The following is a 26,052-nucleotide window of genomic DNA, read 5'->3' on the forward strand; positions in this document are numbered from 1 at the left end:
AGCTGAACGCGGCCCAGCAGCCCGGCCGGCTGGGGTGTCTCGTCTTAGCCTCGCCAACTCCTTACCCCTTAGGCTGCGGCCCCGTGGCAGCGTTTGAATTTTTTTCCGCTGCCGCAGGGGCACATTTCGTTTCTGCCGACTTTCGGTTGATCGCGTTGGACCGGTTTCGCCGGTTCTTCGTCGTCTTTGTTGGTGTGGAACTGCGCAACGCGGCGCCCGGTGCCGGGAGCGGGTCCCAGGATTTGCTCGAGGCCCGATGATGATACGTTGCCGCCGACCGTGACCGGTTGGGGGATGACTTCGCCCGAGGGAATCGGTTCGAACTGCGGGCCTTGCGGATACGGCTGAAGCTCTTGCGGCGGCGGCCCTTGCTCGATAACGACGCGGAAGACACCTTTGATCGCTTCGTCGGCGATGTTGTTCTTCAGCGATTCGAAGATTTCGAAGGCTTCCTTCTCATACTCGACGCGTGGATCTTTTTGACCGTAGCCGCGTAGGCCGATTCCGGTTTTGAGGTGATCCATCACGTACAGGTGATCGACCCACTGGCGATCGATGATCGGCAACAGCAGATACTTCTGCTCGACCGCCCGCAGAATCTCGGGCGTTACTTCCTTCTCCTTGGCCTCGTAGGCTTCGATCGCTTTGCCGTGCAGCAACCGGCGAATTTCTTCGCGGTCCTTCCCCGCCAAGTCGGAGACGCTGGTCGAGCGCTTTAGCGGAAAGACCAGTTCGAGCGCGTTGAGCATCTCCTCGAAATCCCACTCGCTCGGGTGCGCGTTTTCCGGCGCGTTCTCTTCGACGGCCTCATCGACTTTCGCCTCGAGCGTCTGCAGCATGAAGGTGCGCGAGTCGAAGGTTCCTTCGAGATTCGCTCGACGGTCCGCGTAGATCACGCCGCGCTGTTTGTTCATCACGTCGTCGTACTCGAGGACGTGCTTTCGAATCTCGTAGTTGTGCGCTTCGACCTTGCCCTGAGCCCGCTGAATCGATTTCGACACGAGGCCGGATTCGATCGGCTGTTCGTCGGTGAATCCCACACGCTCCATGATGTTGGTCATGCGCTCGCCGCCGAAGAGACGCATCACTTCGTCCTCGAGCGATACGTAAAAGCGCGACGACCCTGGGTCGCCTTGCCGGCCCGAGCGGCCGCGCAGCTGATTGTCGATCCGCCGCGACTCGTGCCGTTCCGTACCGATGATGTGCAGGCCGCCATTTTGCGCGACCCCCTCGCCGAGCTTGATGTCGGTGCCGCGGCCCGCCATGTTGGTGGCAATCGTCACCTGGGCGTCCTGCCCGGCATCTTTGATGATCTCGGCTTCCTGTTCGTGGTACTTGGCGTTGAGGACGTTGCATTCCACGCCCTTACGCCGCAGCATGGTAGCGAGCAGTTCGCTCTTCTCGATCGAGCGCGTGCCGACGAGCACGGGGCGGCCCTTCTTATACTCCTCGATGATCTCGTCGACGACCGCCTCGAACTTGGCGCGCTCCGACTTGTAAACGATATCGGAGTTATCTTTGCGAACCATCGGCATGTTCGTCGGCACGACGACGACGTCCAAGCCGTAGATGTCGCGGAATTCGCGTTCTTCCGTCTTGGCCGTACCGGTCATTCCGGCGAGGTGTTCGTAGAGGCGAAAAAGATTCTGGAAGGTGATCGTCGCGAGCGTCTGGTCCTCGCCGCGAACCTTAATGCCTTCCTTCGCCTCGATCGCCTGATGGATGCCGTCGGAGTAGCGCCGGCCGAGCATCAGCCGGCCCGTAAACTCGTCGACGATGATCACTTCGCCGTCTTTGACGATGTACTGCTGGTCGCGATGGAAGAGGTTCCAGGCGCGCAGCGCGGCGTTGAGCTGATGGGTCAGCTCGATGTTGCGCTGATCGTACAGGTTCTGGATGCCGAGCATCTTCTCGACGCGCGCGACGCCGGCTTCGGTAATCGGAACCGCGTGCGCCTTCTCGTCTACCGTAAAGTCTTCGGTCTTCTTCAGCCGCGGAATAATTTGGGCGAACTTCTCGTAGAGCTCGGTAGCCTCTTGCGACGGGCCGCTGATAATCAGCGGCGTCCGCGCCTCATCGATGAGGATCGAATCGACCTCGTCAACGAGTGCGAAGTACAGCTCGCGCTGTACCAAGTCTTCGACCTGCCACGCCATGTTGTCGCGCAGGTAGTCGAAGCCGACTTCGTTGTTCGTCGCGTAGGTGACGTCACAGTTGTACGCGGCGCGGCGCTCACCGGAGTCGAGCCCGTGCTGGATCACGCCGACGCTCAGCCCGAGATATTGGTAGATCGCGCCCATCCAGTCGGCGTCGCGGCGAGCAAGGTAATCGTTGACGGTCACGACGTGCACGCCGCGCCCTTCCAGCGCGCGCGCGTAGACGGGCAGCGTTGCGACCAGCGTCTTGCCTTCGCCGGTCTTCATCTCGGCGATCCGGCCCTCGTAGAGCACCTGGCCGCCCATGATCTGAACGTCGAAGTGGCGCATGCCGACCGTGCGTTTGCCGGCCTCGCGCACGACGGCGAAGACTTCGGGCAGCATCGCATCGAGCGATTCACCCTGCTCGAGCCGGTTCTTGAACTCGGCGGTCTTGGCTTGCAGCTCGGCATCGGGCAGCGCCGAGAACTGCTCGTCGAACACATTGACGGCACGGGCGGTGCGCCGGAGGCGCGCCACTTCCCGTTCGTTACCGTCAACTAGAGTCTTGAGAAATGCCATGGGGGTACGAAAGGTTCTACGGAATGATTCCTAATCCAGTTACGGCGCCCGGCGAAGTGTACATCGTCGGGACAACGTCGTGGACGCTCCCGGCTCCCGAACCCGCCGCGAAGACCAAGACGACTCCCCCGCCGCCGGCGCCGGTATCGGCCACGTAGATCAGGCCGTCTTTGTTGACCTTGATGTCGGTCGGCGAGTTGAGCAGCGTGTGGCAACCCTGGATCTTGCGAATCGGCTTCGTATACGGAATCTTCTTATTGTACGGCGGGAAGACGAGGATAGCCGCCGACGCGGTCGAGCTGCAGCTGGCCTTGGGCTGCCCCTGATCGACGATATAGATGTTGCCGCTCGAATCGAGCGCTACGCTGGTCGGCGTGATCACTTCGTTCTTCGCCGTGATCGAAAAGCGCGGGGCGATGTTGACGGGCGTGGGCGTCGGCGAGGGCGTCGGGCTGGGGCTCGGGCTTCCCGTCGGCGTCGGCGTCGGTTTTGGGGTCGGCGTCGGCTTGGGCGTCGGCGTCGGCTTAGGGGTTGGAGAGGGTGTCGGCAGGACGAACTGCGAGACGGTGGCGCCGTTGATGTTGGCCACGTAAATGTGGCCGAACCGGTCGAGTGCGATGCCGCCCGGCACGTTCAATCTCGGGCGCGGACCGGCAATCGACTGATACGGCGACGACGCACCGGCCTGAAAAAGCAGAATTTCGCTCGGATAGATCGACGTCGAGATGTTATCGGCGATAACCATGATCGGCGGCGGCGGACCGGCCGAACTCGAAGGCAACGGCGTGGGGCCCTTCGGCGTAAAAGCGATGCCGCGCGGGTGCCCCGGCACAGCGGTCGTCCCGAGCGGAACAACGTTGCCCGTCGCCAACGCGGCAAACTCCACCAAAACGGCGTTGTGCGTGCTCTGGTTATAGTTGGTCACCCAGAGGTTCTGCCGGCGATCGAACGCCAGATACTGCGGACCGTCGAGCCCCGTGTTACCGCCGCCGATGTTGAAGGAAGGCCCGCTACCATTCTTGAGGCCATTGCCGTAGATGCTGATCGCGTTTTGGTTCGTATTCGTTGCGTACAGCGTCTTCGACGGGAAGTTCGGCCCGACGTCAACCCCGGTCGTCTGACCGAGATTGCTGCACGCGACGGTCGCGGCAGTCGCAGCAAGGGCAACAAAAGCTAAAGCACGCTTAGACAGCATTCTCTCTCCAGGGTTCCCGCAGCGACGTGAGTTTCCTCGGCACGTACGCGCTGGGCAAGGAACCAGACGGCGGCCGCAACGATCAGCACGATCGCCAGGAAGATGATGATTCGGCGCAACCGGCGCCGCTCGTAAGCAGGCCGGCTGGACTCGACGTCGATGATCTGGCGCGGCACGAGGGCTTAAACGCCCTTTCGCAATGGGTGGTTGAGATCGCTCGTCTCAACGAGCTTGAGCATCTGGCCGACGGTCACGAAGCGGTAGCCGGCCTTGCGGAACCGGTCCACCACGAACGGCAAAGCTTCAATTGTCGCAAGCTTCCCGCTGTGGAGCAGCACGATTTCCGGCGCGGTCGCGTGCTCGACGAGGTGGCGCTCCAACTCGTCGACGGTTACGCTGCGCCAGTCACCGCCGTCGTCGGTCCAGAGCACGACGGAATAGCCGAGGCTCTGCGCGACCTGCAGCGTCCGCTCGTTGTAACGTCCGTGCGGCGGGCGCATCAGCGTGCGCACCGACGGATCGCGCGTGAGATCCCACAGTACGTCACGCCCTCTTAGAATCTCCTCGCGAACCTGTTCGTCCGATTCCTGATCCAAATTCGGATGCGTAAAGGTGTGATTGCCGACCTCGTTACCTTCGGCCTCGATGCGTCGCGTGAGCTCCGGCCACGTCTCCGCATCGCGTCCGATCAAAAAGAACGTCGCCGGCACACGCAGGTCGCGCAGCACGTCGAGCAGCATCGGCGTGTAGACCGGATACGGCCCGTCGTCAAAGGTCAGTGCGATCAAGCGCGGCCGGTGCGAGCGATCTTCGGGAAGCTCGTGCGTGACGCGATAGAGTCGCGCGACGACGTCGTTCGAGAACTCGAGGTGTACGTTGGTCTCGGGCGTGACCAACGACGGCACCAGATTGCTCTTGTGCTCGACGAAGCGCCAGCCGCCTGCAATCAGAGCGACGACCGCGAAAAATGCCAGCATGCCCCTCACGGCCGGCGACACGTCACAATGGGCGATCCTGCGCGGCGGTCAGCGACAGGCTCGTCGCCAAATCGTTGCCGACGATCACGGTCACATCGCTCGCGGTCGTCGCGGGGTCGGTCGGCGCCGCGCTCGGCGCTGCCGACGAGTCCGCAACGACGACCGCCTCGTGCACGCCCGCCGGCAGCGCTTCACGAACGCGTGCTCCGGCATAAACGACGCTGGAGTGTTCGTGGATCTCGGTCGTGGAGTAATCGGAACGATCGGCATTGCCCACCTCACCAATCGCAAATCCGGCGTGTTTGAGTTTCGCGGCGACACGGCGGGCCGCGCCGCTGACCGCGCTGCCGTTCTCGACGTCCACGCGCAGCGTCGAGGGCGGAATCGCCGCGAGCGCCATCGCACTCGGCGAGGCGATCGGTTCCGCCGCGGGCGTCAGCATCTGCGCGACCAGCTGAGCGCGCGCCTTCGTATCGGGAACCAGCGAGTCGCCGTACCCGGGCAAGTTCACGTCATCGGTGTACGGCACTTGTTTGCTGACGATCGATCCATTCGCGACCCCTTGGAAATGCGTCGCGAGCGAGATCAGCTCTTGATTGGTGAAATCGGTCTGCACGTACTTCTGGAAGACCGCCAAGAGGTCGCCGAGGTGCATCAGCGTGTTGAGGCGGTCGCCGCGGACTTTATCGGCCACCGCGCGCATCACTTGCTGCTGGCGCATGATGCGGCACGGATCGCTGCACCAGTCGTGGCGATACCGCATGTACGCGACGGCCTGCTCGCCGCTGAGGTGCTGCATTCCCTCCTTGAGGTGGATGTGCAGATGCCCCCAGGTATCGTCGTAGTCGAGCGTGCCGCCGGTGCAGCCCGTCTTGTGCCACAGACAGTCCGAGGTCTTCACGTACAGATTGACGCCGCCGATCGCGGTAATGAACTCTTTGGACGCGTCGATGCGCAGCACTACGTAGCGGTCGAAGCCGGGAATCCCTAGCCACTGCGCGATGACGGTCTTGGCCTCTTTGACGCCGCCGTCCGATTGCGCCTGATTGATCTTCGCCTGCGTGCCGTTGGGCATCGTCGCGATCATGTCGCGCGGAATCGAGAGCTGGTAGATGCGCTTGTTCGCGAAATCGAGATTGACCGCCCAGATGACGTCGCTGCGCGAATTGGTGGAAAACTCTTCGTCTTTAGCGGTGTAGTCGTAGTCGAGGCCCTCGACAAGCACGAGCAGGTTATCTTTTCCGAAAACCTGTTCCGGCGGCGGCACGAAGATCTGCGTCAGCGCCGTGACCGGATTGCGATGTTCGACGACCGAGTAGCCCGTCACCGTCGAGATCAGCGCGAGCACGATCAAACCGGCGACGATCGCGATTTTGACTTTAATACTCAAACTGCGCAGCGCTCCGCGGATGCTGCCCGGCCGTAGAAATCGAAGGGTCCATGCTCTTCCAACCTAACGTCAGAAAACGCGCCAACCTTAGCATTTCCTGTGAAATAGACACCGCCATCGACTCCCGGCGCTTCACCTTGCGAGCGCCCGAACCATGCTCGCTTTCCATTAAGATACTCTTCGACCAGCACGCGAACCGTCGTCCCGCAGCGCGCGCCGCGCGTCTGCTCCGAGGCAAGCCGCTGCGCCTCACGCAAGCGGATCAAGCGCCGGCGACGCCCAGCGGCACCGATTCGTCCGGAAAGCTCGGCTGCCGGCGTGCCCTCCTCGGCGCTGTACTCGAAAAACCCGACGCGATCGAGCCGCGCGCGTTCGATCCAGCCCTCTAGATACTCGACGTGCGCTTCGGTCTCGCCGGGGAAGCCGACGATGAAGGTCGAGCGCATCGTGATGCCCGGAACGCGCGAGCGGAAGTCGTCGATGATTTCGAGATAGCGTTCGCCGTTGCCGGGGCGGCGCATCGCCCGCAGCATCTCGGGATGCGCGTGCTGCAGCGGCATATCCATGTACTTGCAGACCTTCGGCAGGTTCGCGATCGCGTCGATCAGCTCGCGATCGACGGTCGCCGGATAGAGATAGAGCAGGCGAATCCACTCGAGCGCGTCGACTTCGTGCAGCCGCTCGAGCAGACGCGCGAGGCCGCCGCGGCGCTCTCCGCGATCGCGGGCCCACATCGAGGTGTCCTGCGCGATCAGGATCAGCTCTTTTGCCCCGCCGTCGACCAGCGCGCGGGCTTCGGCGAGAATCGATTCTTCGCTTCGGCTGCGAAACGCGCCGCGCAGCTGTGGGATGATGCAAAACGTGCACGGATGATCGCAGCCTTCGGCGATCTTCAGATACGCGGTGGCACGCGGCGTCGTAACCAGGCGTGGCAGAAAGTCGTGCTCGGGCTCGGCGATCAAATCGAGGCGTACCGGCCGGCGCCCCGCCTCGACGTCATCGAGCAGCTCGACGATGCTCGAGTACGCTCCCGTGCCGACGACGCCGTCGATCTCGGGAACCAGACTCTGCAGCTGCGAGCCGTAGCGCTGCGCGAGGCAGCCGGCGACGATCAGATGCTGGTCGCGCCGCTTACGCGAGGCGTGCTCGAGGATAACCTCGGTGGATTCTTCTTTGGCCGGGTCGATGAACGCGCAGGTATTGATCACGACCGTGTCCGCGCGCTCCGACTCGGGCTCCAGGCGCCAGCCGGCGCCTGCGAGCTTCGCGATCATCACCTCGGTGTCGACCAGGTTTTTCGCACAGCCCAAACTCACGAACGCGACGCTTCGCATCGAACCCTGCGCTTACCGGTAGTTGACGAACTGCAGCGGAGCTTCGAAATCCATCGCGCGCAGCGATGTAATGACCTTCTGCAGATCGTCCTTGTTCTTGGCGGAGACGCGCACTTGCTCGTCCTGGTATTGTGCGTTTACTTTGAGCTTCAAATCCTTGATGTGCGCGATCAGCGCTCTGCTTTGATCCTTCGATATGCCGCTGCGCGGCGTGACGACCTGGCGAACCGTGCTGCCCGCAGCTGGTTCCACTTCGCCGTACTCGAACGCTTTGAGATCGATTCCGCGCCGTACGGCCTTGGCCCCGAAGACGTCGACGACGTTGCGCATCTTGAGCTCGTCGTCGGAGATCAGCGTGATCTTCTTGCCGTCGTATTCGATGCTGGTCTTGCTGTTCTTGAAATCGAAGCGGTTCTCGATCTCTTTTCGCGTCTGATTGAGCGCGTTATCGAGTTCCTGCGGATCCACACGCGAGACCACGTCGAACGAAGACTCGCTCGCCAATCGTTACTCCTCTCAAAGGGTGAAAGCTTGCTCAACGACGTCCCCCGATTTCCCGAGCGTTCCGCGGGCCTTACCGTCGATATAGATCTCTACGCCGCCGGCATTCCCGATGCGCACGAGCGCCGTCTTGCCGTGAAACGTCTTCGACGTGCCGGCCGGAAACGTTCCCTCCATGCTAACACTCCCGTCAACGGTGACCCGCAGCCACGAAGGGGCCGAGAGGACGACGGCCAGCGAGTTGGCGCCCCCTGGCCCTGCCGCCGGGGTGGCGGCCGGGCGCGGCGCGACCGGGGCGGTAGAAGCGCCGAAGCTCGGCGTGGGGCTCGCGCTGGCCTCGACGGCGACCGGCTGACGATTCATGGTCAGCTCGTTGTAGACGACGAAAGCGACCAAGACGACGGCGATCGTGCCGGCGATCCAGAGCACGAGGCTGCTCCGCCAGGGCGCCGAGCCTCGCTCCGGCTCCGATCCGGAGGCGCCGGTTGGCGCGGCCGGCTCGGGCTGGGTGAGGTTGAAGGCGGCCACCGCCTCCTCGGGATCGAGCGCGAGAAAGCGCGCGTAGGTGCGCAGAAAGCCGCGAATATAGACGGGAGCGCCGATCGTGTTCCAGTTCTCTTCCTCGATGGCGGCCAAGTAGACCGCGCGAATGCGGACCTTCTCGGCGGCGTCGGAGAGCAAGAGCCCGCGGGCTTCGCGCGCGGCGCGAAACCGCTCGCCCAGATTCTCAGGTCCAGCGTCGCTCATCGGTGACGTTTGAGTTGGCCCCGCCTTAGTGTTATCCTGTCCGTTTAGATGGTCAAGGAACGCGTGGTTGCAGCAATGAGCGGGGGCGTGGATTCAGCCGTTGCTGCCGGTTTGCTGCTCGAAAGCGGGTACGACGTCGTCGGCATTACGATGCGGATGTACGCACCCTCGCATCCCGCCCACGCGAAAAGCTGCTGCGGCAGCAGCGACTTCGACGACGCGCGGCGCAGCGCCGCCGTACTCGGCATTCCGCACTACGTGCTCGATTTCGAGGAAGCGTTTCGCCGCACGGTCATCGAGCGCTTCGTCAGCGACTACGCTGCCGGGCGAACGCCGAACCCGTGCGTCTCGTGCAACAACTTCGTCAAGCTCGGAACGCTGGCGCAATACGCCGATCGTTTGGGCGCGCGCTACGTCGCGACCGGCCACTACGCGCGCATCGAACGGCGCGAAGACGGCGCGCATCTCTTTCGCAGTCCCAGCTCAAAGGATCAGGCCTATGCGCTCGCCCAGTTGGCGCCGGCGCAGCTCGAGCGTCTGCTTCTCCCGTTGGGCGACCTCGACAAAGCGGCGACCCGCTCGCACGCGCGCCGTTTCGCATTGCCGGTGCACGATAAAACCGAATCGCAAGACATCTGCTTCGCGGAGGGGCGAAGTTACCGCGAGGTCGTCATGCGCCTGCGCCCGGCCCTGCGCGACGACGGCGCCGTCGTCGCGAGCGGCGGTGAGCGGCTCGGCAAGCACGCCGGGATCGCCAACTATACGATTGGGCAGCGCGCGCTCGTGCCCGCGAGCAGCGACGGTCCGCGCTACGTTACGCGCATCGATCCGGCGACCAACACGATCGTCGTCGGCCGAGAAGACGAGCTGCTCTCCCACGAGCTGCGCGCCGGCGAACTCAACTTCATTCGGCCGGAGCGCTTCGACGGCGAAAACGAGGTGCCGGTGCGCGCGATGATCCGCTATCGCGCGACCCCCGCACCGGCGAAGGCTTCAATCGATGGCGAGGGTCTGCTGAAGCTGCGCTTCCAGCAAGCGCAGCGCGCCGTCTCGCCGGGTCAGCTGGTCGCGCTGCTCGATTCCGAAACCGACGAAGTGCTAGGCGGCGCAACCATCCTGCCGCCCTAAGGAGAGTTACGACGCCGTCGCGAGCGCGAGATCGTTACGAAGATTCCAGTACGTGTCGCGTACGACGGGGCGAAAACCGGCGCCGATGATGACGTTCTCGATGTCGCGGCGCGTCGCTTCGTTGGTGCTGCCGGCGTCGTGGACGACCTGCTCTTCGATGATCGTGCCGCCCATGTCGTCGCAGCCGTAGAAGAGCGCGAGCTGCCCCATCTTGAGGCCCGGCGTCAGCCACGATGCCTGCAGGTGCGGGAAGTTGTCGAGATAGAGCCGGGAGACCGCGAGCACCCGCAAATACTCGAGCCCGGTCGATTCTTTGCCGCGCAGCGGCGTCTTGAACGGAACGTAGTACCAGGGGATGAAGGCGGTGAAGCCGCCGGTCTCGTCTTGCAGCTCGCGCAGCACGTGCAGATGCTCGATACGTTCCGCCGGCGTTTCGATCGAGCCGAACATCATCGTGGCCGTGGTCGGCATGCCGAGCAGCTGCGCTTCGCGCATGACGCCGAGCCACTCGTGCGGCTTGACCTTGCGTGCCGAGATGCGCTTGCGAACCCGTTCGACGAGGATCTCGGCGCCCGCACCCGGCAGCGATTTCATGCCGGCATCTTTGAGCCGCGCGAGCACGTCGCGCGTCGAGATGCCCTCGACGTGCGCCAGCCCAACGATCTCCGAGACCGAGAGCGAGTGGATGTCGGCCTGGGGGTACTCGCGACGCACGCGATCGAAAAGCTCTTCGAACCAGGAGATGCCGAGTTCGGGATTCACGCCGCCCTGAATCATGATCTGCGTCGCACCTTGGTCGACCGCGTACTTGACGCGTTCCAGCACCTTGTCGTGCGACATCGTGTAGCCTTCTTTGTGCTGCTCGGGCCGAAAGAAGGCGCAGAAGGTGCAGTGCACGTTGCAGACGTTCGTGTAGTTGATCGTTGTATCGACGACGTAGGTGACGATCTCGGGCGAATACATCGCTACGCGCCGCGCGTGCGCGGCCGCGCCCAGCTCGTGCAGATCGGCCTCCGCGTAGAGGCGCACGCCTTCGTCGAACGAAAGCCGGCCGCCCGAGGCGGCGCGCTCGAGTAGGCTAGCGAGTCCCGGCACCGGCGACCTCCTCGAAACGTTCCGGGATCGACCCAATCGCGCCGATCTCGAACAGCTCGCGGCAGTACGCGCGCAGGCCGTTCTGCGCCGCGGCGTGGAGCATGAAGTTCAGCTTGGCATAGTAGTGCTCGTAAAATCCGGCCGGCCGGGCGATCGCGTTCTGCGCCAGCGCCACGACGTCGGCCAAGTGCGCGCGCGACCAAGTATACGAATCGGTGAGCGCGTGCATGCAATCGGCGATGGCCGCGGGGTCGCGCTCGAAGGCGTCGCGGCGTGCCGCCCAGACGGCAAAGACCGTCTGCTGCCCGGTCCACTCGTGCCACAGGCGCCCGAGATCGTAGACCTGCTCCGCGGGAAACCGCTCGATCGCGTCGATCGCGTTGTCGCCGATCAGCAGCGTGGGGTCGCCGCCGCGCGCGCGTTGCAGCGGATCGGGTTCCGGAAAATACCGCGGAGTCAAACCGAAGCGCCGCTCGAGCAGGACGCGCAGCAGATTGCGCCCGCTGGCCGACTCCTCGGAGACGTAGACCGGGCCGCCGTCGATCGCGGAAGGCGGAATCGGCGAGACGAGTACGACCGAGACGACCTCGTCGCGCGCGCCGATGCACAGATCGGGCAAGAGCACGAGTTGCTGCCAGTTCGCGGCCCACGTAAACGCGCTGATCGGGCTCAGATCGAGATCGCCCTGGAGCAGCATCGCGTTCAATCGGGCGGGTACATCGGCGTGCAGCGTTCCAGGATAGGCGATAACGCCGGCATCGAACGCCGCGTAGATCGGCAGATCGTTGGTGTATTTGATCCTGCCGCAGCGAAGGGTCATCGCGTCCTTCGACAAGCTCAGGATGATACCGTCACTACGGCCTCGCGTCCCGCCATCGGCGAGGCGGGGGGCGTCCAGTCCCAAGCAAACTCATCGTAGGTCGAGTTGCGCCGCACCGGCATGTAGCCCGCCTCTTCGATCAAGCGCCGGAACTCGCGGTCGTCGACGTACTGGCCCGACTGCGTTCCGGCGGAGTGGTAGATCATCTCCTCATCGGTGGAGCCGTGCGTGCCGTCCATGTCGTCGGCGCCGAATTGAAGCGCGACCTGGCAGGCTTTCAGCCCTTGAATCATCCAGTACGCCTTGATGTGATCGAAGTTGTGCAGCATCAGGCGCGCCACCGCGAAGGTGCGGATATCGTCGAGGCCGGTCGTCCAGCCGCAGTACGAAAGTTCGTTGCCGTCGGGGTGAAACGCCAGCGGAATGAATGCGTTGAAGCCCGGCGAGCGGTCCTGCGATTCGCGTAGCCGGATCATGTGGTCGACGCGGTCTTCGAGCGACTCGATGTGCCCGTAGAGCATCGTCGCGTTGCTGGCGACGCCTTGGCGGTGCAGCTCCTCGTGCAGCGCCAGCCAGTTCGCCGCCGAGACTTTGTTCGGGCAGATTTTGGCGCGCGTCTCGTCGGCGAAGATCTCCGCGGCACCGCCGTTGACGTTATCGAGCCCCGCCGCTTTCAGCTCGGCGACGATCTGCGGAAAGGTCATGCGGTGGCGCTTGGCCATGTACTCGATCTCGGCTGCCGTGAACAGCGAGAGCTGCACGTGCGGCAGCGCCGCTTTGAAGCGCCGCATCAGCGGCAGCCAGTAGTCGAGCGAGAGCTGTCGCGGGTCGTGTCCGCCGACGATGTGAATCTGATTGAAGTTCGCGCCGGTCTCCATCGCCTTGGCGAAGACCTGATCGGCCGTCATGCGAAAGACGCGATGCGCCTCCTTGAACTCGTCGGCCGCGAACGAACAGAACGTGCAGCCGGCGTAGCACACGTTGGTCGAGTTGATGTAGCGATTGAGGACGTAGAAGACTTTTTTGCCGCTCTTGCGTTCTTTTTGCCGGCGCGCGAGCCGCCCAAGTGAGTGAATATCCCAAGTGCGATACAGTGCGAGCCCGTCTTGCGCCGAAAGCGGGGTCCCCGCATCGAGCTTGCGCTCGATCTCTACCATGATCGGGTCCGCGTAAATCATCGGCGTTCTATTCTGCCGCACCGGAGACCCGACCCCCAACGCCGCCGAAGGCGCCGCCCGCCAGCACCCCCAGCATGAGGCTGGCCGCGACCAGGCCTAGCAGCACGCCGCCAAGGAGGTCGGTAATGTAGTGCGCGCCGAGCGCCACGCGCGACCAACAGATTCCCACGGCAAGCAGCAATAGCAGCGCGCCTGCGACAATTCGCGTCGTCTTCGGAAGGTCGGAAGCAAAGATCATCAATGCCAAGAGGGCGTAGAATCCGGTTGCGATCGCCGCGTGCGAGCTCGGATACGAGAACGTCGTTTCGTGCTTGACGACCCACTCGAGCGGCCGATGGCGCGCGAACACGTGCTGGAAGTAGTCGGCGCCTCGCCAAGAGATCAAAAGCGAAACGACGCTGAGAATCAGCCGCAACCTCCATTCGGGGTAGCGCCAGGCGAGGAACAAGACGACGACGCAGATCGGGATCAGGACCCCAGGGTAGCAGGCCCAGGTCAGCCACCATGCGACAAGAGTCGAGTGATCGAAGAGCGACTGCTCCCACGGCACGAAGATCGCCGGCTCGCCGTTTGCGACGACCGATCCGCCCAGCTCGACAAACGCCCCAAACGCCACCAGTGCGAGGGCGAAGCAGAACGCCACGATCAGCAGACGCGTCACGCTACTCTCCGCTCGCGAAGAGATCTTGCTGCGCGTCTTGCGCGCGCCCCAGCCGCGGCGCCATGATCTCCAGTTCCGGCAATCCGACGAGAATCTTGCGGGGTTTCGTTCCTTCGTGCTGCCCCACGACTTTGAAGTCTTCGAGCTGCTTCATCAAACGCACCGCGCGGGGGTGGCCGATCGAAAACTGCGACTGCAGCGCCGCCGTCGACGCGTAGTTCGCATCGATGAGAAACTTCGCAGCCTCGTAGCAGAGCGGATCGGAATCTTTGCGCGAGTCTTCGTCGCCGACCGGAACGACCTCGACGTCGAGCAGGTTATCGGGACGCGACTGACGCGCCCAAAACTCGACGAGGCGATTGACCTCAGAGCCCGTGATCAGCGCACCCTGCGCGCGAATCGGTTTCGGCGCGTCGATCGGAAGGTAGAGCATGTCGCCTCGCCCGAGGAGCCGCTCGGCACCGCCCATGTCGAGCACGACGCGTGAATCGGTCTGCGAGCTCACCGCGAAGGCGATCCGCGACGGAATGTTCGCCTTGATCAGACCCGTGATCACGTCGACGGAGGGACGTTGAGTCGCCACGACGAGGTGGATTCCGGTCGCGCGCGCGAGCTGCGCGAGGCGCATGATCGTCGTCTCGACCTTGCTCGGCGCGACGAGCATCAGATCGGCAAGTTCGTCGATCGCCACCACGACGTAGGGAAGGTGCTCGTCGGGATACTTCGCGTTGTACTCCTCGATCTTGCGGACGCCGGCCTTGGCAAACCGCTCGTAGCGAACGTCCATCTCCTTGGTCATCTCGAACAGGGCTCCGGCGGCCAGCCGCGGATCGGCGATCACATCCTTGATGAGATGTGGAATGCCGTTATACGAGGTGAGCTCGACGCGCTTGGGGTCGATCATCAGAAGCTGCACTTGATCGGGTGTCGCGCTGACCAGCAGCGACGCGATGATCGTGTTCAAGCAGACCGATTTGCCGGCGCCCGTCGCGCCGGCGATGAGCAGGTGCGGCATCTTGCCGAGATCGCCGAAGACGGGACGCCCGGTGATATCTTTGCCGAGCGCCATCCAGAGCGGTGGAACCTGGCCGCGATTCGGCAGCGCTTCGAGGATCTCGCGAATCGCGACGACCGAAACCGTCTTGTTCGGAACCTCGATGCCGATCGCCGATTTGCCGGGAATCGGCGCTTCGATACGTACCGTGGTCGCAGCCAGCGCGAGCGCGAGATCGTCGGCGAGCGACGAAATGCGCGAAATCTTGACCCCGCGTTCGGGCCTAAGCTCGTAGCGCGTAATTGACGGTCCGCGCTCGGTGTGCACGACCTTTGCCCCGACGCCGAAGCTCGCCAGCGTATCTTCGAGCACATGCGAACGGCTCGACTCGTCGACGTGCTCGCTCGGCGGCACGTCGAAGATCGCCAAATCCGGCAGCCGGTACGCCTTGGTCCCCGGATAGGCTATCGCATTGTCGGGCCGGGTGGGGGCGCGCTGCACGACCTTTGCGGGACGCGCTACTTCCTCGCCTTCTTCGTCTTCGGGGTCTTCAGTCGGATCGAAAACGGCCGGAACGGAGACGACCGGCGCGGCCTTTAACTCGACCGTTTCGCCCGTGGGTTTGGGAAGGCGGGCGGGGGGCTTGAGTTTTCCGACCCAAAGTACGAGCATGCCGATCATCCTCTTCAAGCTCGCATTGGTGAGCCAGAGGAAGAGGGAGAGCGCGGCGACGCTGAGGACGATCGTCGAACCGGCGTTGCCAACCAGCGAGCGCAACGCCCACCAGATGTCGTCGCCGACGACGCCGCCCGGCTTGCCCCCGGGAACGCCGAAGAACGCCGTGATGATCAGGAAATAGGCAAGCGCGCTCGTCCCGAGCGTCCCGACCATGCGCGGGACGTTAATTTCAAGGAAGACGATCGCGCCGACAAACGCCACCAGGGCCGGAAACAGGCCTGCGGAGTCGCCGAAGAGGTAGCGAAGCCCGTTAGAAGTCCAGCTCCCCACGCTGCCCGAGTGGTGCGGGAAAGCCAAAGCGATGCCGCAGAGTACGGCGGTTGCGATCGCGGCGATTCCCACGATCTCGAGATTGAGCCGATTCTTCGCATTCGCCCGCCGGCGAGAGCGCGCCATGGGCACTACCTCTTCTTCGTCACTACCTCAGTTCATTTTGCGCGGCTCACCGTTTTAAGGCCCGTCGGCGCACGCGTGATACTTGTTCGAGTACATCGGCTGAATGCTGTACCGCGTTGGACCGACCTCGATCTTCCATTGAAGCGCCTCGCATAAGTCGGCCATCTCATCGTCGTAGATGAAGTTGAACCAGGCGAAGGCCGGCCCGGGATCGGTGATCGACTCGAAGATCTCATGCCCGAGGGTCGACGCGGTCGAGTTCGTGAGGGCACTCGCGCCCGGCGAAGAGCGCGACGCGCAAAAGCTGATCTTCTGATAGGGCTCGACGCTGACGACCACGTTTTGACGCACGTCCTCAAACTTGACGATCTCGTGGTAGGCGCAGAAGTCGAAGTCCCGCGGATGATCGGGCGAGTAACACGAGCGCGACCGGTCAAAACACGTATCGTATCCCGCCGGCAAGAAGATATGATACAAGTTCTTATAGCCGGCAAGCCGGCCGTTGCGGATCAGCGCGGCGTGAAGCACGGCCATCAAGTCATTGCTGTAAAGCAGCTTCGTGAAAGTACGATACTTGACGCTGAACGACCCGCCGAACGTGTAGCCCCTCGGCGACGAGCCGGTGTACTGCTTCAGGAGTGCCGTAAAACGGCTGCCAGTGAGATTCTTCTCGAAGTCTTCCACGTCGCCCCAGCAGCTCTGGCCCCCGGCCTTGCAGTTCACGTAGATATTGAACGACGCTGCCGTCGTCATGATCGGGCCCTTCTTGCGAATCAGATCGCCCGGATACTGGATCTTCGTGTCGCCGGCGACTCGCGCAAGCGGCGGCCGCGAGCGCGGACGCATCAGGTGGTACGACAGGATCTTGGCGTTCTGCGCGCTGTCAACGTCGCTCGCTGCGACGCCAAACTCTTGCGCAGCGGGCGCGTTCGATCCGGACACGGCCGGCAGCGACGGTTGACTCGGGGCGGCGCATCCGCCTGCGATCAGGCTCAAAGTGATTGCCGCGGCGACTCTTGTCGGAACAAAGCTCATAGCAACTCCTCCTTACGGTACAGTTGCGCGACCCTACGCTCCGCTCCTCATAGGAACGGCCACCGTGCGCGAGAAGCGGACGCTCTACTTTGGCTACGCCGACGCTCGTCGTTCTCGAGGGCGACCAGACCGGGCAAGAGTTGCTGCGCGAAGCGCTGCGCGTGCTCGACCGCCGCGCAATCGGCGTCGAGCTCGTTCTCGTACCGTATGACCTGTCGCTGGAGAACCGGCGCAAAACGAGCAATCGCGTCGTTCTCGAGGCCGCGCAGGCAATAAAGGAACATCGCCTCGGCCTAAAGGCCGCAACGATCACGCCCGAAGGCAAGGGCGACGTCGGCTCTCCGAATCGCCTCCTGCGCGAAGCGATCGGCGGCAGCGTCATCGTGCGCACGGGGCGCAAGCTGCCCCGCGTGCGGCCGGTCGGCGGAATTCACGCGCCGATCTCGGTCGTGCGCATGGCCGTCGGCGATGCGTACGGTGCCAAGGAGTGGCGCGAAGGCGAAGGCCTCGACGAGGTGGCGCTGCGCACCGAGAAGATTTCTAGGCGCATCTGCCGCTACGTTGCCGAATACGCATTCCAGCACGCGCAAAAAACCGCAGCGGTCGTCTTCGGTGGGCCGAAGTTCACCGTCAGCCCCGTTTACGAGGGCATGCTCAAGGAAGAGATGGATGCCGCGGCCGCCCGCCATCCCGAGGTTGACTACGATCCCCAGCTCATCGATGCGACCTACGCGCTGCTGCTTTCGGCACCGGGCGACAAGCCGCTGGTCATCCCGTCACTCAATCGTGACGGCGACTGCCTCTCCGATCTGGTGATGCAGCTCTTCGGCTCGATCGCGGGCGCCGAATCCGTGCTGCTCGCCTTCGACGAATCGCTGCGGCCGTCGGCGGTCATGGCGGAAGCGCCGCACGGCACGGCGCCGCGGCTCGAAGGGAAGAACGTCGCCAACCCGCTCGCGATGATTCTCGCGGCGGCAGCCGTGCTCTCCTATGTCGAGGAAGAACGCGCTAAAAAGGCGTCGCGCGCAATTTACGAGGCGGCAGTCGGGGCGGTGGGAGAGGGAATCGCCACCGCAGATCTCGGCGGCCACGCGACGACCAGCGAGTTTACCGACGCGGTAATTGCGAGAATCAAATCTCCATCACGACGGGAATGACGACCGGCCGGCGTTTGGTGCGCTCGTAGACCGCCTTCGCCAACGCGCTGCGAATGTGTTCTTTCACCGAATCGGCGTCGCGCATCGCGTCGACGGAGATGCCCTCGATCGCTGAAGCGAGTTCGGCGCGCAGCTCGTCGAGCACGCCGCCGGCTTCGGGAAGGTAGAATACGCCCTTCGAGATGAGATCCGGCCCCGCGATGACGCGCGCCTCTTCGCCGTCGATCGCCACGACTACCATCATGATGCCGTCGTTCGAAAGCGCCTTGCGATCGCGCAATACCGCTTCGCCGACGTCGCCGATACCGGAGCCGTCGACGAAAACGTGGCCGCCGTACGTCCGCCCGACCTTGTCGCCGTACTCGTTGGTGAACTCGAGCACGTCGCCGTTCTCGACGATGAACACGTTCCCGGGCTCGACCCCGGTTTCGACGGCGAGCTTTCCGTGTGCGGCCAGCATCCGGTACTCCCCATGCACCGGGACGAAGAACTCGGGGCGCACCAGATTGAGCATCAGCAGCAGCTCCTCTTGCGAGGCATGCCCTGAAACGTGCGAACGCCCGTCGGTCCCATGAATGACCGTCGCCCCGAGCTTACAAAGATTGTTGATCGTTTTGTGTACGCTCTTTTCGTTGCCGGGAATTGGCGTCGCGCTGATGACGACCGTATCGCCGGGAACGATTTTGAACTGCTTGTGGTCGCGCACCGACATCCGCGCCAGCCCGCTCATCGGCTCGCCCTGCGAACCGGTCGTCATTACGACGACGCGTTCGGGCGGATACGCATCGATCTCTTCGATGCGCAGCACGGAGGCCGCGGGTACACGCAGGTGACCCAGCTCGCTGGCGAAGTGGACGACGTTGCGCATCGAGCGCCCTAAGAACGCAACTTTGCGGCCGAAACGCACGGCGTGATCGACGGTCTGTTGGATGCGCGGAACGTTGGAGGCGAACGACGCGACCACGATCCGCCCCTTCGCGTGCGAGAATATCGAGGTAAAGGCTTCGCCCACCATTCGCTCCGAGCGCGTGTGGCCGGGCCGCTCGGCATTGGTCGAGTCCGAGAGCATACAGAGCACGCCCTCGTCGCCGATGCGTGCGATGCGCGCGAAATCGGCAGGCTCGCCGTCGATCGGCGTCTGGTCGAATTTGAAGTCGCCGGTGTGGAAGACGGTGCCGACGGGCGTCCGCAGCGCCAGCGCGCAAGCACCCGCCACCGAGTGATTGACGTGGACGAACTCCGCCTCGATCGAGCCGTAGCGAACGCGGCTCCCCGGTTTAACCTGCGTAAATTCCGCGTCTCCGACCCGCTGCTCGCGCGACTTCGCCTTGATCAGCGCGATCGTTAGTGCCGTGCCGACGATCGGCACGCCCTTGAACTCGCGCGCGAAGTAGGGGATCCCGCCGATGTGGTCTTCGTGCCCGTGCGTGACCAACAGCGCGCGCAGCTTGCCGGCCCGCTCGCGAACGTACGTGAAGTCGTTGATGACGATATCGACGCCGTACATCTCGTCGTCGGGGAACATGAGGCCGCAGTCGACGACCACGAGATCCTCATTGGTCTCGATCACGGTCATGTTCCGGCCGATCTCGCCGCAGCCGCCCAGCGGGGCGATACGAAGGTAGGGTACGTCGGGCGGCGCGGGCAGCGTCAATGTGTCGGAGCTCACGGGCCTTGCTTTTGCCGCCCGCCCTTGCTCCCCCGCGCAATCGCGTGAATTACGCCCAGGAGGGACTGATAATGCATCTCGTTGCGCTCTCGGTCTTGGTTGGCTTGGCGTCGCCGGCGTCGGGCGGCGCCGGCCGCCCGCCGGCGCACGCCTCGCCCGAACCGCTCTCGGCCGACGCCCTGTTCTCGCGCCGGGCGCTGCGCCGGGCACGCCTGCTTATCCAAATGCGCGTGATGCAGCTGCGCGACGAACGGCTTGAATGCATCCGGGCCGTACTCGAGCGCCGGCTGCCCGGCGCGCTTTGGCAGGAAGTCCCTAGCGCGTCGCGCGGCGCCGCCGACGCACGAGCCGGTGTCGAAGAGTGTGAGGGAATGCGCAAGTTCTAAAGCCGCGGCCGCCTTCTTGGTAACTTTTCCCCGGCAGCCTGGTAGGATGGCTGCGTATGACAAATCGCGTTTTGCCCACTCTCATCGTCGGGCTGGTTGGGGCCGTTATCGGCAGCTTTCTTATGATGCTCTATGCGAGCGGTCACTTCGGCGGGGCGACCGGCCCGGCCGGCACGCCGTCCGCGATGGCAGCCGTTCCGTTGAGCGGCGTCAGCGATCAGGATCGAATCGTCAGCGCGGTCAAGCGCACGAAATCGTCGGTCGTCGCCATTACCGAAGAGGTTAACGGCCAGGAAGTGATCCCCGCCGACCCGTTCTTTCAGCAGTTCTTCGGCGGACAGGGGCCGGGCATCGTCCAGCCCTATCGCGGCGAGGCATCCGGCTCGGGCTTTGTCATCGATTCGCGCGGCGATATCGTCACGAACGCGCACGTCCTGCAGCCCCCGCAGGGAGGTAAGGTGACGAAGTTAACGGTCGTCTTTGCCAACGGCGATCGCGTCCCCGCGCACGTACTCGCCTACAATATTGCCGCCGACGTCGGCATTCTGCGCGTCGATAACTACCACAAGCTCCCGCCGCCGCTCGAGCTGGCCGATTCGACCAGGCTCGAACAAGGGCAGTGGGCGATCGCCATCGGCGAACCGCTGCAGCTCCAGCAGACGGTTACGGTCGGCGTCGTCTCGGGCTTCAACCGTTCGGAACCGATTCCGACGGAGAACGGATCCGAGATCGATTTCAAGGGCCTGCTGCAGACCAGCGCCCCGATCAATCCGGGTAACTCGGGCGGCCCGTTGATCGACATCAACGGCCAGGTGATCGGGATGAACCAGTCGACCGTCAAGTCGGCCTACGCCCAAGGCATCGGCTTTGCGATACCCTCGAACACGATTCGGAGCGTCGTCGCCTCGCTCCAGAAGAACCCCGGCGCCCACCAGGGCACGTCGACGGGCTTCCTCGGCATCTACATGGCCGACCTGACGGCCGGCATCAAGAATCAAATCGGCTACAACGGCAGCGGCGGTATCGCCGTGCAGCAGGTCTTCTCCGGATCGCCCGCCGATTCGGCCGGCATCCAGCCGGGCGACGTGATCCTTCAAGCCGACGGCAAGACGTTCAATAACGTCAAGGATCTCCACGACTATATCGCCTCCAAGAAGCCCGGCGACACAATTCGGCTCAACGTCTGGTCGCAAGGCATGAAGAAGTTCGTCGCCATCAAGCTCGGCGAGACGCCGGCGGCGCAGCCGCAAGCGCTCGTGCAGCAGCAGCAACAGCAACAGCAGCAGGGGCAGCAGCCGCAGGGCCAGCAGCCCGAGGAGCAGCAGCCCTAGAGGGCTCCGAAAAGGGGGGGCCTGCAACCAGCGGGCCCTCAGCCGTGTTTTGAGCAATTCGAAACAACTTTGCTACCGCATCGTGTATCATGGTGCGGTACTCCCAATCTTGGTTCGTTTGTAAGCGGCAAGGCGCCGCCGGCCTCGCATTAGGCTCATAACCTCGGCCCAATCGCGACCCCGGCTTAGCTGGTCCGGAGCGGCCAAGAAATTTAAAAAACGAGGTAAGAACGTTCATGGCTAAGACGGTCGGCATCGACCTCGGCACGACGAATTCCGTCGTCGCCGTAATGGAGGGCACTTCGCCCGCCGTTATCCCCAACGCCGAAGGGTCGCGTACGACGCCTTCGGTCGTCGCATTCACAAAGACCGGCGAGCGTCTCGTCGGCCAACTCGCAAAGCGTCAGGCGATCACCAATCCCGAGCGCACGATCAGCTCGATCAAGCGGCACATGGGTGAGGCCGATTATCACGTCAAGATCGACGGCAAAGATTACACGCCGCAAGAGATCTCGGCGATGATTCTTCAGAAGCTGGTCAACGACGCCAGCAACTATCTCGGCGAACGCGTGACCAAAGCGGTGATCACCGTGCCCGCCTACTTCAACGATTCGCAGCGGCAGGCTACCAAAGACGCCGGCAAGATCGCCGGGCTGGACGTGCTGCGCATCATCAACGAGCCGACGGCGGCGGCGCTCGCCTACGGGCTCGAAAAGAAAGGCAACGAGACGATTCTCGTCTGGGATCTCGGCGGCGGCACGTTCGACGTCTCGATCCTTGAAGTCGGCGACGGCGTCTTCGAAGTGAAGGCGACCAATGGCGACACGCACCTCGGCGGCGACGATTACGACCAGCGCATCGTCGACTGGCTCGTCGATCAGTTCCGCCGCGATCAAGGCATCGACCTCGCCAAGGATAAGCAGGCGATGCAGCGGCTCACCGAAGCCGCCGAAAAAGCGAAGATCGAGCTCTCGTCGGTCGTTCAGACCGGCATCAATCTGCCGTTCATCACGGCCGATCAGGAAGGCCCCAAGCACCTCGACTACACGCTGACCCGTGCGAAGTTCGAGGAGCTGACGGGCGATCTCACCGATCGTTGCGTGGGTCCGTTCCACAGCGCGATCGCCGATGCCAAGCTCGACGTCTCGAAGATCGACGAAGTGATCATGGTCGGCGGCGCGACGCGCATGCCGGTCATCCAAGAGCTCGTGCGCAAGCTCACCGGTAAGGAACCGAACCTGACGGTCAATCCCGACGAAGTCGTCGCGATCGGCGCCGCGATTCAGGCCGGCGTTCTCTCTGGTGAAGTCCGCGACGTCGTATTGCTCGACGTTACGCCGCTCTCGCTCGGTCTGGAGACGCTCGGCGGCGTCATGACCAAGCTGATCGATCGCAACACGACGATTCCGACGAAGAAATCGCAGATCTTCACGACCGCCGAAGACGGCCAAACGTCGGTCGACATCCACGTGCTGCAAGGCGAACGCCCGATGGCACAGGATAACAAGACGCTCGGACGTTTTCGCTTAGAAGGGATCCCGCCCGCGCCGCGCGGCGTGCCGCAGATCGAGGTAGCGTTCAACATCGATGCCAACGGCATCGTGAACGTCAGCGCCAAGGATCTGGGCACCGGTAAGGAGCAGGCGATCACGATCACCGCTTCGACCAACCTTAATAAGGATGAGGTCGACCGGATGGTGCGTGAGGCAGAAGCGCAATCGGCGGAAGATACCGCCAAGCGCGAAGAAGCCGAAGTGCGCAACAACGGGTCGAGCCTGATCTACTCAACCGAGAAATCGCTCAAGGAAGTCGGCGACAAGCTCGATGCCGGCGCGCGCGCCGACGTCGAGAGCAAACTCTCCGAGCTCAAGCGCGTCAGCGAGAACGGGACGGTCGCCGAGATCAAGCCCGCGATCGAAGCGCTGCAGCAGGCGAGCTACAAGATGGCCGAGCTGCTCTATAAAGCGGCCGCGCCGCAGGGCGAGTCTTCCGAAGCCGGAGCCGGCGACGGAGGGGCGAGCGGCAATGGCGCGAGCAGCGGAGCCGCTGCCTCAGAAGACGTCATTGACGCCGAGTTCAAGGAAGCGCAGTAGACGTCTACGTGCTGAGCTGAACGATGTTTGACGATCAATCGGTTCTCAAAACAGAAGCCGGAGAGGCCATCATCGAAGAGCAGGCGCCGCAGCAAGACTCCCTCGAGGAGCAACTTGCTGCGGCCAATGCTCGTGCCGACGAAAACTACGGCAAGTTCTTGTTGGCCGTTGCCGACTTCGATAACTACAAGAAACGCACGCAGCGCGACTTCGACTCGCTCGTCGCCACACGGCGGCGAATGCTGCTCGAACGCTTCCTGCCAGTGCTCGACAATCTTCAGCGCGCCTTGGAGTCGAAGGCCGAAGGCGACACGCTGCGCGGCGGACTCGAACAGACGCTGCGCGGCTTCGAAGCCTTGCTCGCCGGCGAGGGCGTGAAAACGATCGAGATCAAAGGCAAGCCGTTCGATCCGCGGCTCGCGGAAGCGATCGGCACGTCGGCAACCAACGGCGCCGCCGAAGATACGGTGGTCGAGGTCGCCGAAAAAGGGTACACGCTCGGCGAAGAGGTGTTGCGGCCCGCGAAAGTCATCGTCGCCAAAACCGCAGTCGAATGACCCTTCGACGCCGCTCGGGATGACAAATGAACTTTAAGGACTACTATGCCGTCTTGGGCGTTCCGAAGAACGCCGCTGAGAAAGACATCAAGTCCGCGTATCGCAAGCTCGCGCGCAAGTGGCACCCCGACGCGAATCTGAATAATCCCAAAGAGGCCGAGGAGAAGTTCAAAGAGATCTCCGAGGCCTACGAAGTGCTGGGCGACCCAGAGAAGCGCCAAAAATACGACGTTCTCGGGCCGAACTGGCAGCAAGCAGCGCAACAGGCCGAGCAGCAGCGCCGCTATCGCACGACCGTCAACGGTCAAGAGTTCGAGTTCGATCTTGGCGGCCCGGGTGAGAGCCCGAGCGGCTTTTCCGACTTCTTCGACATCTTCTTCTCGGGCGTCGGCCGCCGTCAAACGACGCGGCCGAACCCGGGCCGCGCGCGCCAGATGCGCGGCCAAGATCTCGAGACGACCATCGAACTCAACCTTCGCGACATCTTCGACGGCGGCAAGAAAGCCGTCTCGCTGCAGATCGAAGATATCTGTCCCCGCTGCCACGGAACGGGCACCGAAGGCGGACACCTCTGCCCGCAATGCCACGGCACCGGTCACGTGATCCTCAACAAGAAGTTCGAAGTCACGATTCCGCGCGGGATCAGCGAGGGGCAGCGCATTCGTCTCGCCGGGCAGGGCGGCGCGGGAATCAACGGCGGCCCCAACGGCGACCTGTACCTCATCGTGCATTTGCAAGACGACCCGACCTACAAACGCAAAGGCGACGACCTGTACGTCGATTTGCCGGTAAGCATTTACGACCTATTGCTGGGCGGCGACGTGAACGTTCCCACGCTGAGCGGGCAGGTTGCAATGACGATCCCCGCCGGAACGCAGAACAACCGTTTGCTTCGCCTCGCCGGACGCGGCCTTCCGCAAGTCAAGGGAAGAAGCAGCGGCGATCAATATGTCCGGCTCATCGGCCAACTCCCGCAGAATCTTTCCGACGCGGAAAAGAAGCTTTTCGCCGAGCTCGCGGCGATGCGCAACGGAAAAGCGTAAGCGCTAACTACTGCACGCCCGATCTTCGATTGCTTGCCGGTCGGTTACGGTTTGCATCGTCGCGATGACCTGCCCTTCGTTTTGATAGTAGACTTCATTATGGCTGCCGAAAATGTGCGGGCCGGAAAACCAACTCCCCTTCGACTGCACGGCGAAGAAAAGGTCTACCCCCTGTCCGTTCGCTTCGTCAACGATGTACCGTAGGAGCCTTCGCTGGCAAGGCTTAACCTCGCGCAAAACACCGCGAATCTGCCGGGCCGCGAGTGCACCCAATCGAGGCTGTCCCGGCTTGCCGTAGTCGAGCGCAGCATAGATCGCAGTCGTGGCCTCGGGGGTGGGCGTCCTGACTAAGGCAGACGCCGTCGTTACCGCTGCCGGTGCCTGCGACGTCTTGCCCGGCGACGCGCTGTGACAACTAGATGCGGCGAACGCGCAGGCGAGCAGAACTGCCCGGACCGAAGCCTTCACTTTGGCAACCTCCGGCGGGGGGACGCGGTCTAAAGTGGGCACCAGATCCACTACATGAAAATGGGGGGACAGATGATCAAAGACATCGCCTTTACCGTATATCCAGCGAAAGACGTCGCAGGCCTGCGAAAATGGTACGAGGATACGCTTGGCCTGAAGTTCACGGGCCCGTACGAAGAGGAAGGCGTCGAAAAGTACAACGAAGCGACCATCGGCGCCGGCACGTTCAGCGTGATGACGACCGATTGGGCCGAGCGCGATCCGGGAAGCGCCTCGGGAATCGTCTTCGAGGTCGACGATATCGATAAGAGCATCGCCGATTTGCGAGGCAAGGGCATCGAGGTCGAGGATGCCTACGAGACGCCCGTCTGCAAGATTACGTCTTTCGCCGACCGCGACGGGAACAAGGTCTCGTTCCATCAGGTAACGGTACCGCACTAAC

General features: G+C 63.2%; 24 protein-coding genes. 8 read left to right on the forward strand and 16 right to left on the reverse strand.

Features of this window, described 5'->3' with window-relative positions; all coding sequences use genetic code 11:
• Positions 1 to 68 precede the first annotated feature (68 nt).
• Genes secA through VGG51_10385 form a run of 8 tightly spaced genes read right to left on the reverse strand, consistent with a single transcriptional unit; the run spans position 69 to position 8,861 of the window.
• Positions 69 to 2,717, reverse strand: coding sequence for a preprotein translocase subunit SecA (secA, locus tag VGG51_10350; protein HEY1883426.1), 2,649 nt, complete (start codon positions 2,715 to 2,717; stop codon positions 69 to 71).
• Between the two features lie 16 nt (positions 2,718 to 2,733).
• A complete protein-coding gene (locus VGG51_10355; GenBank protein ID HEY1883427.1) occupies positions 2,734 to 3,912 on the reverse strand; it encodes a hypothetical protein in 1,179 nt (392 codons plus the stop codon).
• Complete coding sequence (locus tag VGG51_10360) at positions 3,891 to 4,088, reverse strand: hypothetical protein (GenBank protein HEY1883428.1); 198 nt, start codon at positions 4,086 to 4,088, stop codon at positions 3,891 to 3,893. Before VGG51_10360 ends, VGG51_10355 begins: the two co-directional genes overlap by 22 nt.
• Before the next feature lie 6 nt (positions 4,089 to 4,094).
• Positions 4,095 to 4,889 (reverse strand): polysaccharide deacetylase family protein, encoded by a 795-nt coding sequence (locus VGG51_10365; GenBank protein ID HEY1883429.1) that lies wholly within the window; start codon positions 4,887 to 4,889, stop codon positions 4,095 to 4,097.
• Positions 4,890 to 4,911: 22 nt separating this feature from the next.
• On the reverse strand, positions 4,912 to 6,279 hold the full coding sequence (locus VGG51_10370) for an LCP family protein (protein ID HEY1883430.1): 1,368 nt from the start codon (positions 6,277 to 6,279) through the stop codon (positions 4,912 to 4,914).
• On the reverse strand, positions 6,276 to 7,613 hold the full coding sequence (rimO, locus tag VGG51_10375) for a 30S ribosomal protein S12 methylthiotransferase RimO (protein HEY1883431.1): 1,338 nt from the start codon (positions 7,611 to 7,613) through the stop codon (positions 6,276 to 6,278). The genes VGG51_10370 and rimO overlap by 4 nt, the downstream gene beginning before the upstream one ends.
• 12 nt (positions 7,614 to 7,625) lie before the next feature.
• A complete protein-coding gene (locus tag VGG51_10380; protein HEY1883432.1) occupies positions 7,626 to 8,117 on the reverse strand; it encodes a YajQ family cyclic di-GMP-binding protein in 492 nt (163 codons plus the stop codon).
• Positions 8,118 to 8,129: 12 nt separating this feature from the next.
• Positions 8,130 to 8,861, reverse strand: a complete 732-nt coding sequence (locus VGG51_10385; protein HEY1883433.1) for a RodZ domain-containing protein — start codon at positions 8,859 to 8,861, stop codon at positions 8,130 to 8,132.
• A gap of 48 nt (positions 8,862 to 8,909) precedes the next feature.
• Between VGG51_10385 and mnmA the strand changes: the two genes are divergently transcribed.
• Positions 8,910 to 9,989: a tRNA 2-thiouridine(34) synthase MnmA gene (mnmA, locus tag VGG51_10390; protein HEY1883434.1), complete on the forward strand. Its 1,080-nt coding sequence runs from the start codon at positions 8,910 to 8,912 to the stop codon at positions 9,987 to 9,989.
• 6 nt (positions 9,990 to 9,995) lie between these two features.
• Here the strand turns inward: mnmA and mqnC are convergent, their stop codons facing one another.
• The 6 genes from mqnC to VGG51_10420 are packed head-to-tail and all read right to left on the reverse strand — an operon-like array spanning position 9,996 to position 16,906.
• Complete coding sequence (gene mqnC / locus VGG51_10395) at positions 9,996 to 11,084, reverse strand: cyclic dehypoxanthinyl futalosine synthase (protein HEY1883435.1); 1,089 nt, start codon at positions 11,082 to 11,084, stop codon at positions 9,996 to 9,998.
• The gene (locus VGG51_10400; GenBank protein ID HEY1883436.1) at positions 11,068 to 11,904 is read right to left on the reverse strand and encodes a menaquinone biosynthesis protein; all 837 of its coding nucleotides are present in this window, start codon (positions 11,902 to 11,904) and stop codon (positions 11,068 to 11,070) included. Before VGG51_10400 ends, mqnC begins: the two co-directional genes overlap by 17 nt.
• Positions 11,905 to 11,921: 17 nt before the next feature.
• Positions 11,922 to 13,082, reverse strand: a complete 1,161-nt coding sequence (locus tag VGG51_10405; GenBank protein HEY1883437.1) for a CofH family radical SAM protein — start codon at positions 13,080 to 13,082, stop codon at positions 11,922 to 11,924.
• Positions 13,083 to 13,089: 7 nt separating this feature from the next.
• Positions 13,090 to 13,743 (reverse strand): phosphatase PAP2 family protein, encoded by a 654-nt coding sequence (locus VGG51_10410; GenBank protein ID HEY1883438.1) that lies wholly within the window; start codon positions 13,741 to 13,743, stop codon positions 13,090 to 13,092.
• 1 nt (position 13,744) lies between these two features.
• Positions 13,745 to 15,871, reverse strand: coding sequence for a DNA translocase FtsK 4TM domain-containing protein (locus VGG51_10415; GenBank protein HEY1883439.1), 2,127 nt, complete (start codon positions 15,869 to 15,871; stop codon positions 13,745 to 13,747).
• A 54-nt stretch (positions 15,872 to 15,925) separates the two neighbouring features.
• Complete coding sequence (locus tag VGG51_10420; GenBank protein HEY1883440.1) at positions 15,926 to 16,906, reverse strand: hypothetical protein; 981 nt, start codon at positions 16,904 to 16,906, stop codon at positions 15,926 to 15,928.
• An 89-nt stretch (positions 16,907 to 16,995) separates the two neighbouring features.
• Here VGG51_10420 and VGG51_10425 point away from each other — a divergent pair, with 89 nt between their 5' ends.
• The gene (locus tag VGG51_10425) at positions 16,996 to 18,063 is read left to right on the forward strand and encodes an isocitrate/isopropylmalate family dehydrogenase (protein HEY1883441.1); all 1,068 of its coding nucleotides are present in this window, start codon (positions 16,996 to 16,998) and stop codon (positions 18,061 to 18,063) included.
• Here VGG51_10425 and VGG51_10430 read toward each other — a convergent pair.
• Positions 18,038 to 19,732: a ribonuclease J gene (locus VGG51_10430; protein ID HEY1883442.1), complete on the reverse strand. Its 1,695-nt coding sequence runs from the start codon at positions 19,730 to 19,732 to the stop codon at positions 18,038 to 18,040. The two genes, VGG51_10425 and VGG51_10430, sit on opposite strands and share 26 nt — an antisense overlap.
• Before the next feature lie 71 nt (positions 19,733 to 19,803).
• Between VGG51_10430 and VGG51_10435 the strand changes: the two genes are divergently transcribed.
• The 5 genes from VGG51_10435 to VGG51_10455 all read left to right on the forward strand — a co-directional run bounded on the left by VGG51_10435 (position 19,804) and on the right by VGG51_10455 (position 25,142).
• Complete coding sequence (locus VGG51_10435) at positions 19,804 to 20,118, forward strand: hypothetical protein (GenBank protein ID HEY1883443.1); 315 nt, start codon at positions 19,804 to 19,806, stop codon at positions 20,116 to 20,118.
• A 56-nt stretch (positions 20,119 to 20,174) separates the two neighbouring features.
• Entirely contained in the window at positions 20,175 to 21,449 is a 1,275-nt protein-coding gene (locus VGG51_10440; GenBank protein ID HEY1883444.1) for a trypsin-like peptidase domain-containing protein, read from the forward strand.
• Between the two features lie 236 nt (positions 21,450 to 21,685).
• Positions 21,686 to 23,542 carry a molecular chaperone DnaK gene (gene dnaK / locus VGG51_10445; GenBank protein HEY1883445.1) on the forward strand — a complete coding sequence of 619 codons (1,857 nt, stop codon included), beginning with the start codon at positions 21,686 to 21,688 and terminating at the stop codon, positions 23,540 to 23,542.
• A 23-nt stretch (positions 23,543 to 23,565) separates the two neighbouring features.
• Entirely contained in the window at positions 23,566 to 24,099 is a 534-nt protein-coding gene (locus tag VGG51_10450; GenBank protein HEY1883446.1) for a nucleotide exchange factor GrpE, read from the forward strand.
• Between the two features lie 26 nt (positions 24,100 to 24,125).
• A complete protein-coding gene (locus tag VGG51_10455; GenBank protein HEY1883447.1) occupies positions 24,126 to 25,142 on the forward strand; it encodes a DnaJ C-terminal domain-containing protein in 1,017 nt (338 codons plus the stop codon).
• Positions 25,143 to 25,145: 3 nt separating this feature from the next.
• Here VGG51_10455 and VGG51_10460 read toward each other — a convergent pair whose 3' ends face one another.
• A complete protein-coding gene (locus VGG51_10460) occupies positions 25,146 to 25,610 on the reverse strand; it encodes a hypothetical protein (GenBank protein HEY1883448.1) in 465 nt (154 codons plus the stop codon).
• A gap of 72 nt (positions 25,611 to 25,682) precedes the next feature.
• Here VGG51_10460 and VGG51_10465 point away from each other — a divergent pair, with 72 nt between their 5' ends.
• The gene (locus VGG51_10465) at positions 25,683 to 26,051 is read left to right on the forward strand and encodes a VOC family protein (GenBank protein ID HEY1883449.1); all 369 of its coding nucleotides are present in this window, start codon (positions 25,683 to 25,685) and stop codon (positions 26,049 to 26,051) included.
• Position 26,052 lies beyond the last annotated feature (1 nt).

Source organism: Candidatus Cybelea sp. (assembly GCA_036489315.1).
Lineage (GTDB): Bacteria > Vulcanimicrobiota > Vulcanimicrobiia > Vulcanimicrobiales > Vulcanimicrobiaceae > Cybelea.

Excerpts from the sequence above, each read along its gene's own strand:
- secA (HEY1883426.1), bottom strand. The coding sequence starts at position 2,717 with ATGGCATTTCTCAAGACTCTAGTTGACGGTAACGAACGGGAAGTGGCG.
- VGG51_10355 (HEY1883427.1), bottom strand. The coding sequence starts at position 3,912 with ATGCTGTCTAAGCGTGCTTTAGCTTTTGTTGCCCTTGCTGCGACTGCC.
- VGG51_10365 (HEY1883429.1), bottom strand. The coding sequence starts at position 4,889 with ATGCTGGCATTTTTCGCGGTCGTCGCTCTGATTGCAGGCGGCTGGCGC.
- rimO (HEY1883431.1), bottom strand. The coding sequence starts at position 7,613 with ATGCGAAGCGTCGCGTTCGTGAGTTTGGGCTGTGCGAAAAACCTGGTC.
- VGG51_10385 (HEY1883433.1), bottom strand. The coding sequence starts at position 8,861 with ATGAGCGACGCTGGACCTGAGAATCTGGGCGAGCGGTTTCGCGCCGCG.
- mnmA (HEY1883434.1), top strand. The coding sequence starts at position 8,910 with ATGGTCAAGGAACGCGTGGTTGCAGCAATGAGCGGGGGCGTGGATTCA.
- VGG51_10400 (HEY1883436.1), bottom strand. The coding sequence starts at position 11,904 with ATGACCCTTCGCTGCGGCAGGATCAAATACACCAACGATCTGCCGATC.
- VGG51_10405 (HEY1883437.1), bottom strand. The coding sequence starts at position 13,082 with ATGATTTACGCGGACCCGATCATGGTAGAGATCGAGCGCAAGCTCGAT.
- VGG51_10415 (HEY1883439.1), bottom strand. The coding sequence starts at position 15,871 with ATGGCGCGCTCTCGCCGGCGGGCGAATGCGAAGAATCGGCTCAATCTC.
- VGG51_10420 (HEY1883440.1), bottom strand. The coding sequence starts at position 16,906 with ATGAGCTTTGTTCCGACAAGAGTCGCCGCGGCAATCACTTTGAGCCTG.
- VGG51_10435 (HEY1883443.1), top strand. The coding sequence starts at position 19,804 with ATGCATCTCGTTGCGCTCTCGGTCTTGGTTGGCTTGGCGTCGCCGGCG.
- VGG51_10440 (HEY1883444.1), top strand. The coding sequence starts at position 20,175 with ATGACAAATCGCGTTTTGCCCACTCTCATCGTCGGGCTGGTTGGGGCC.
- dnaK (HEY1883445.1), top strand. The coding sequence starts at position 21,686 with ATGGCTAAGACGGTCGGCATCGACCTCGGCACGACGAATTCCGTCGTC.
- VGG51_10450 (HEY1883446.1), top strand. The coding sequence starts at position 23,566 with ATGTTTGACGATCAATCGGTTCTCAAAACAGAAGCCGGAGAGGCCATC.
- VGG51_10455 (HEY1883447.1), top strand. The coding sequence starts at position 24,126 with ATGAACTTTAAGGACTACTATGCCGTCTTGGGCGTTCCGAAGAACGCC.
- VGG51_10465 (HEY1883449.1), top strand. The coding sequence starts at position 25,683 with ATGATCAAAGACATCGCCTTTACCGTATATCCAGCGAAAGACGTCGCA.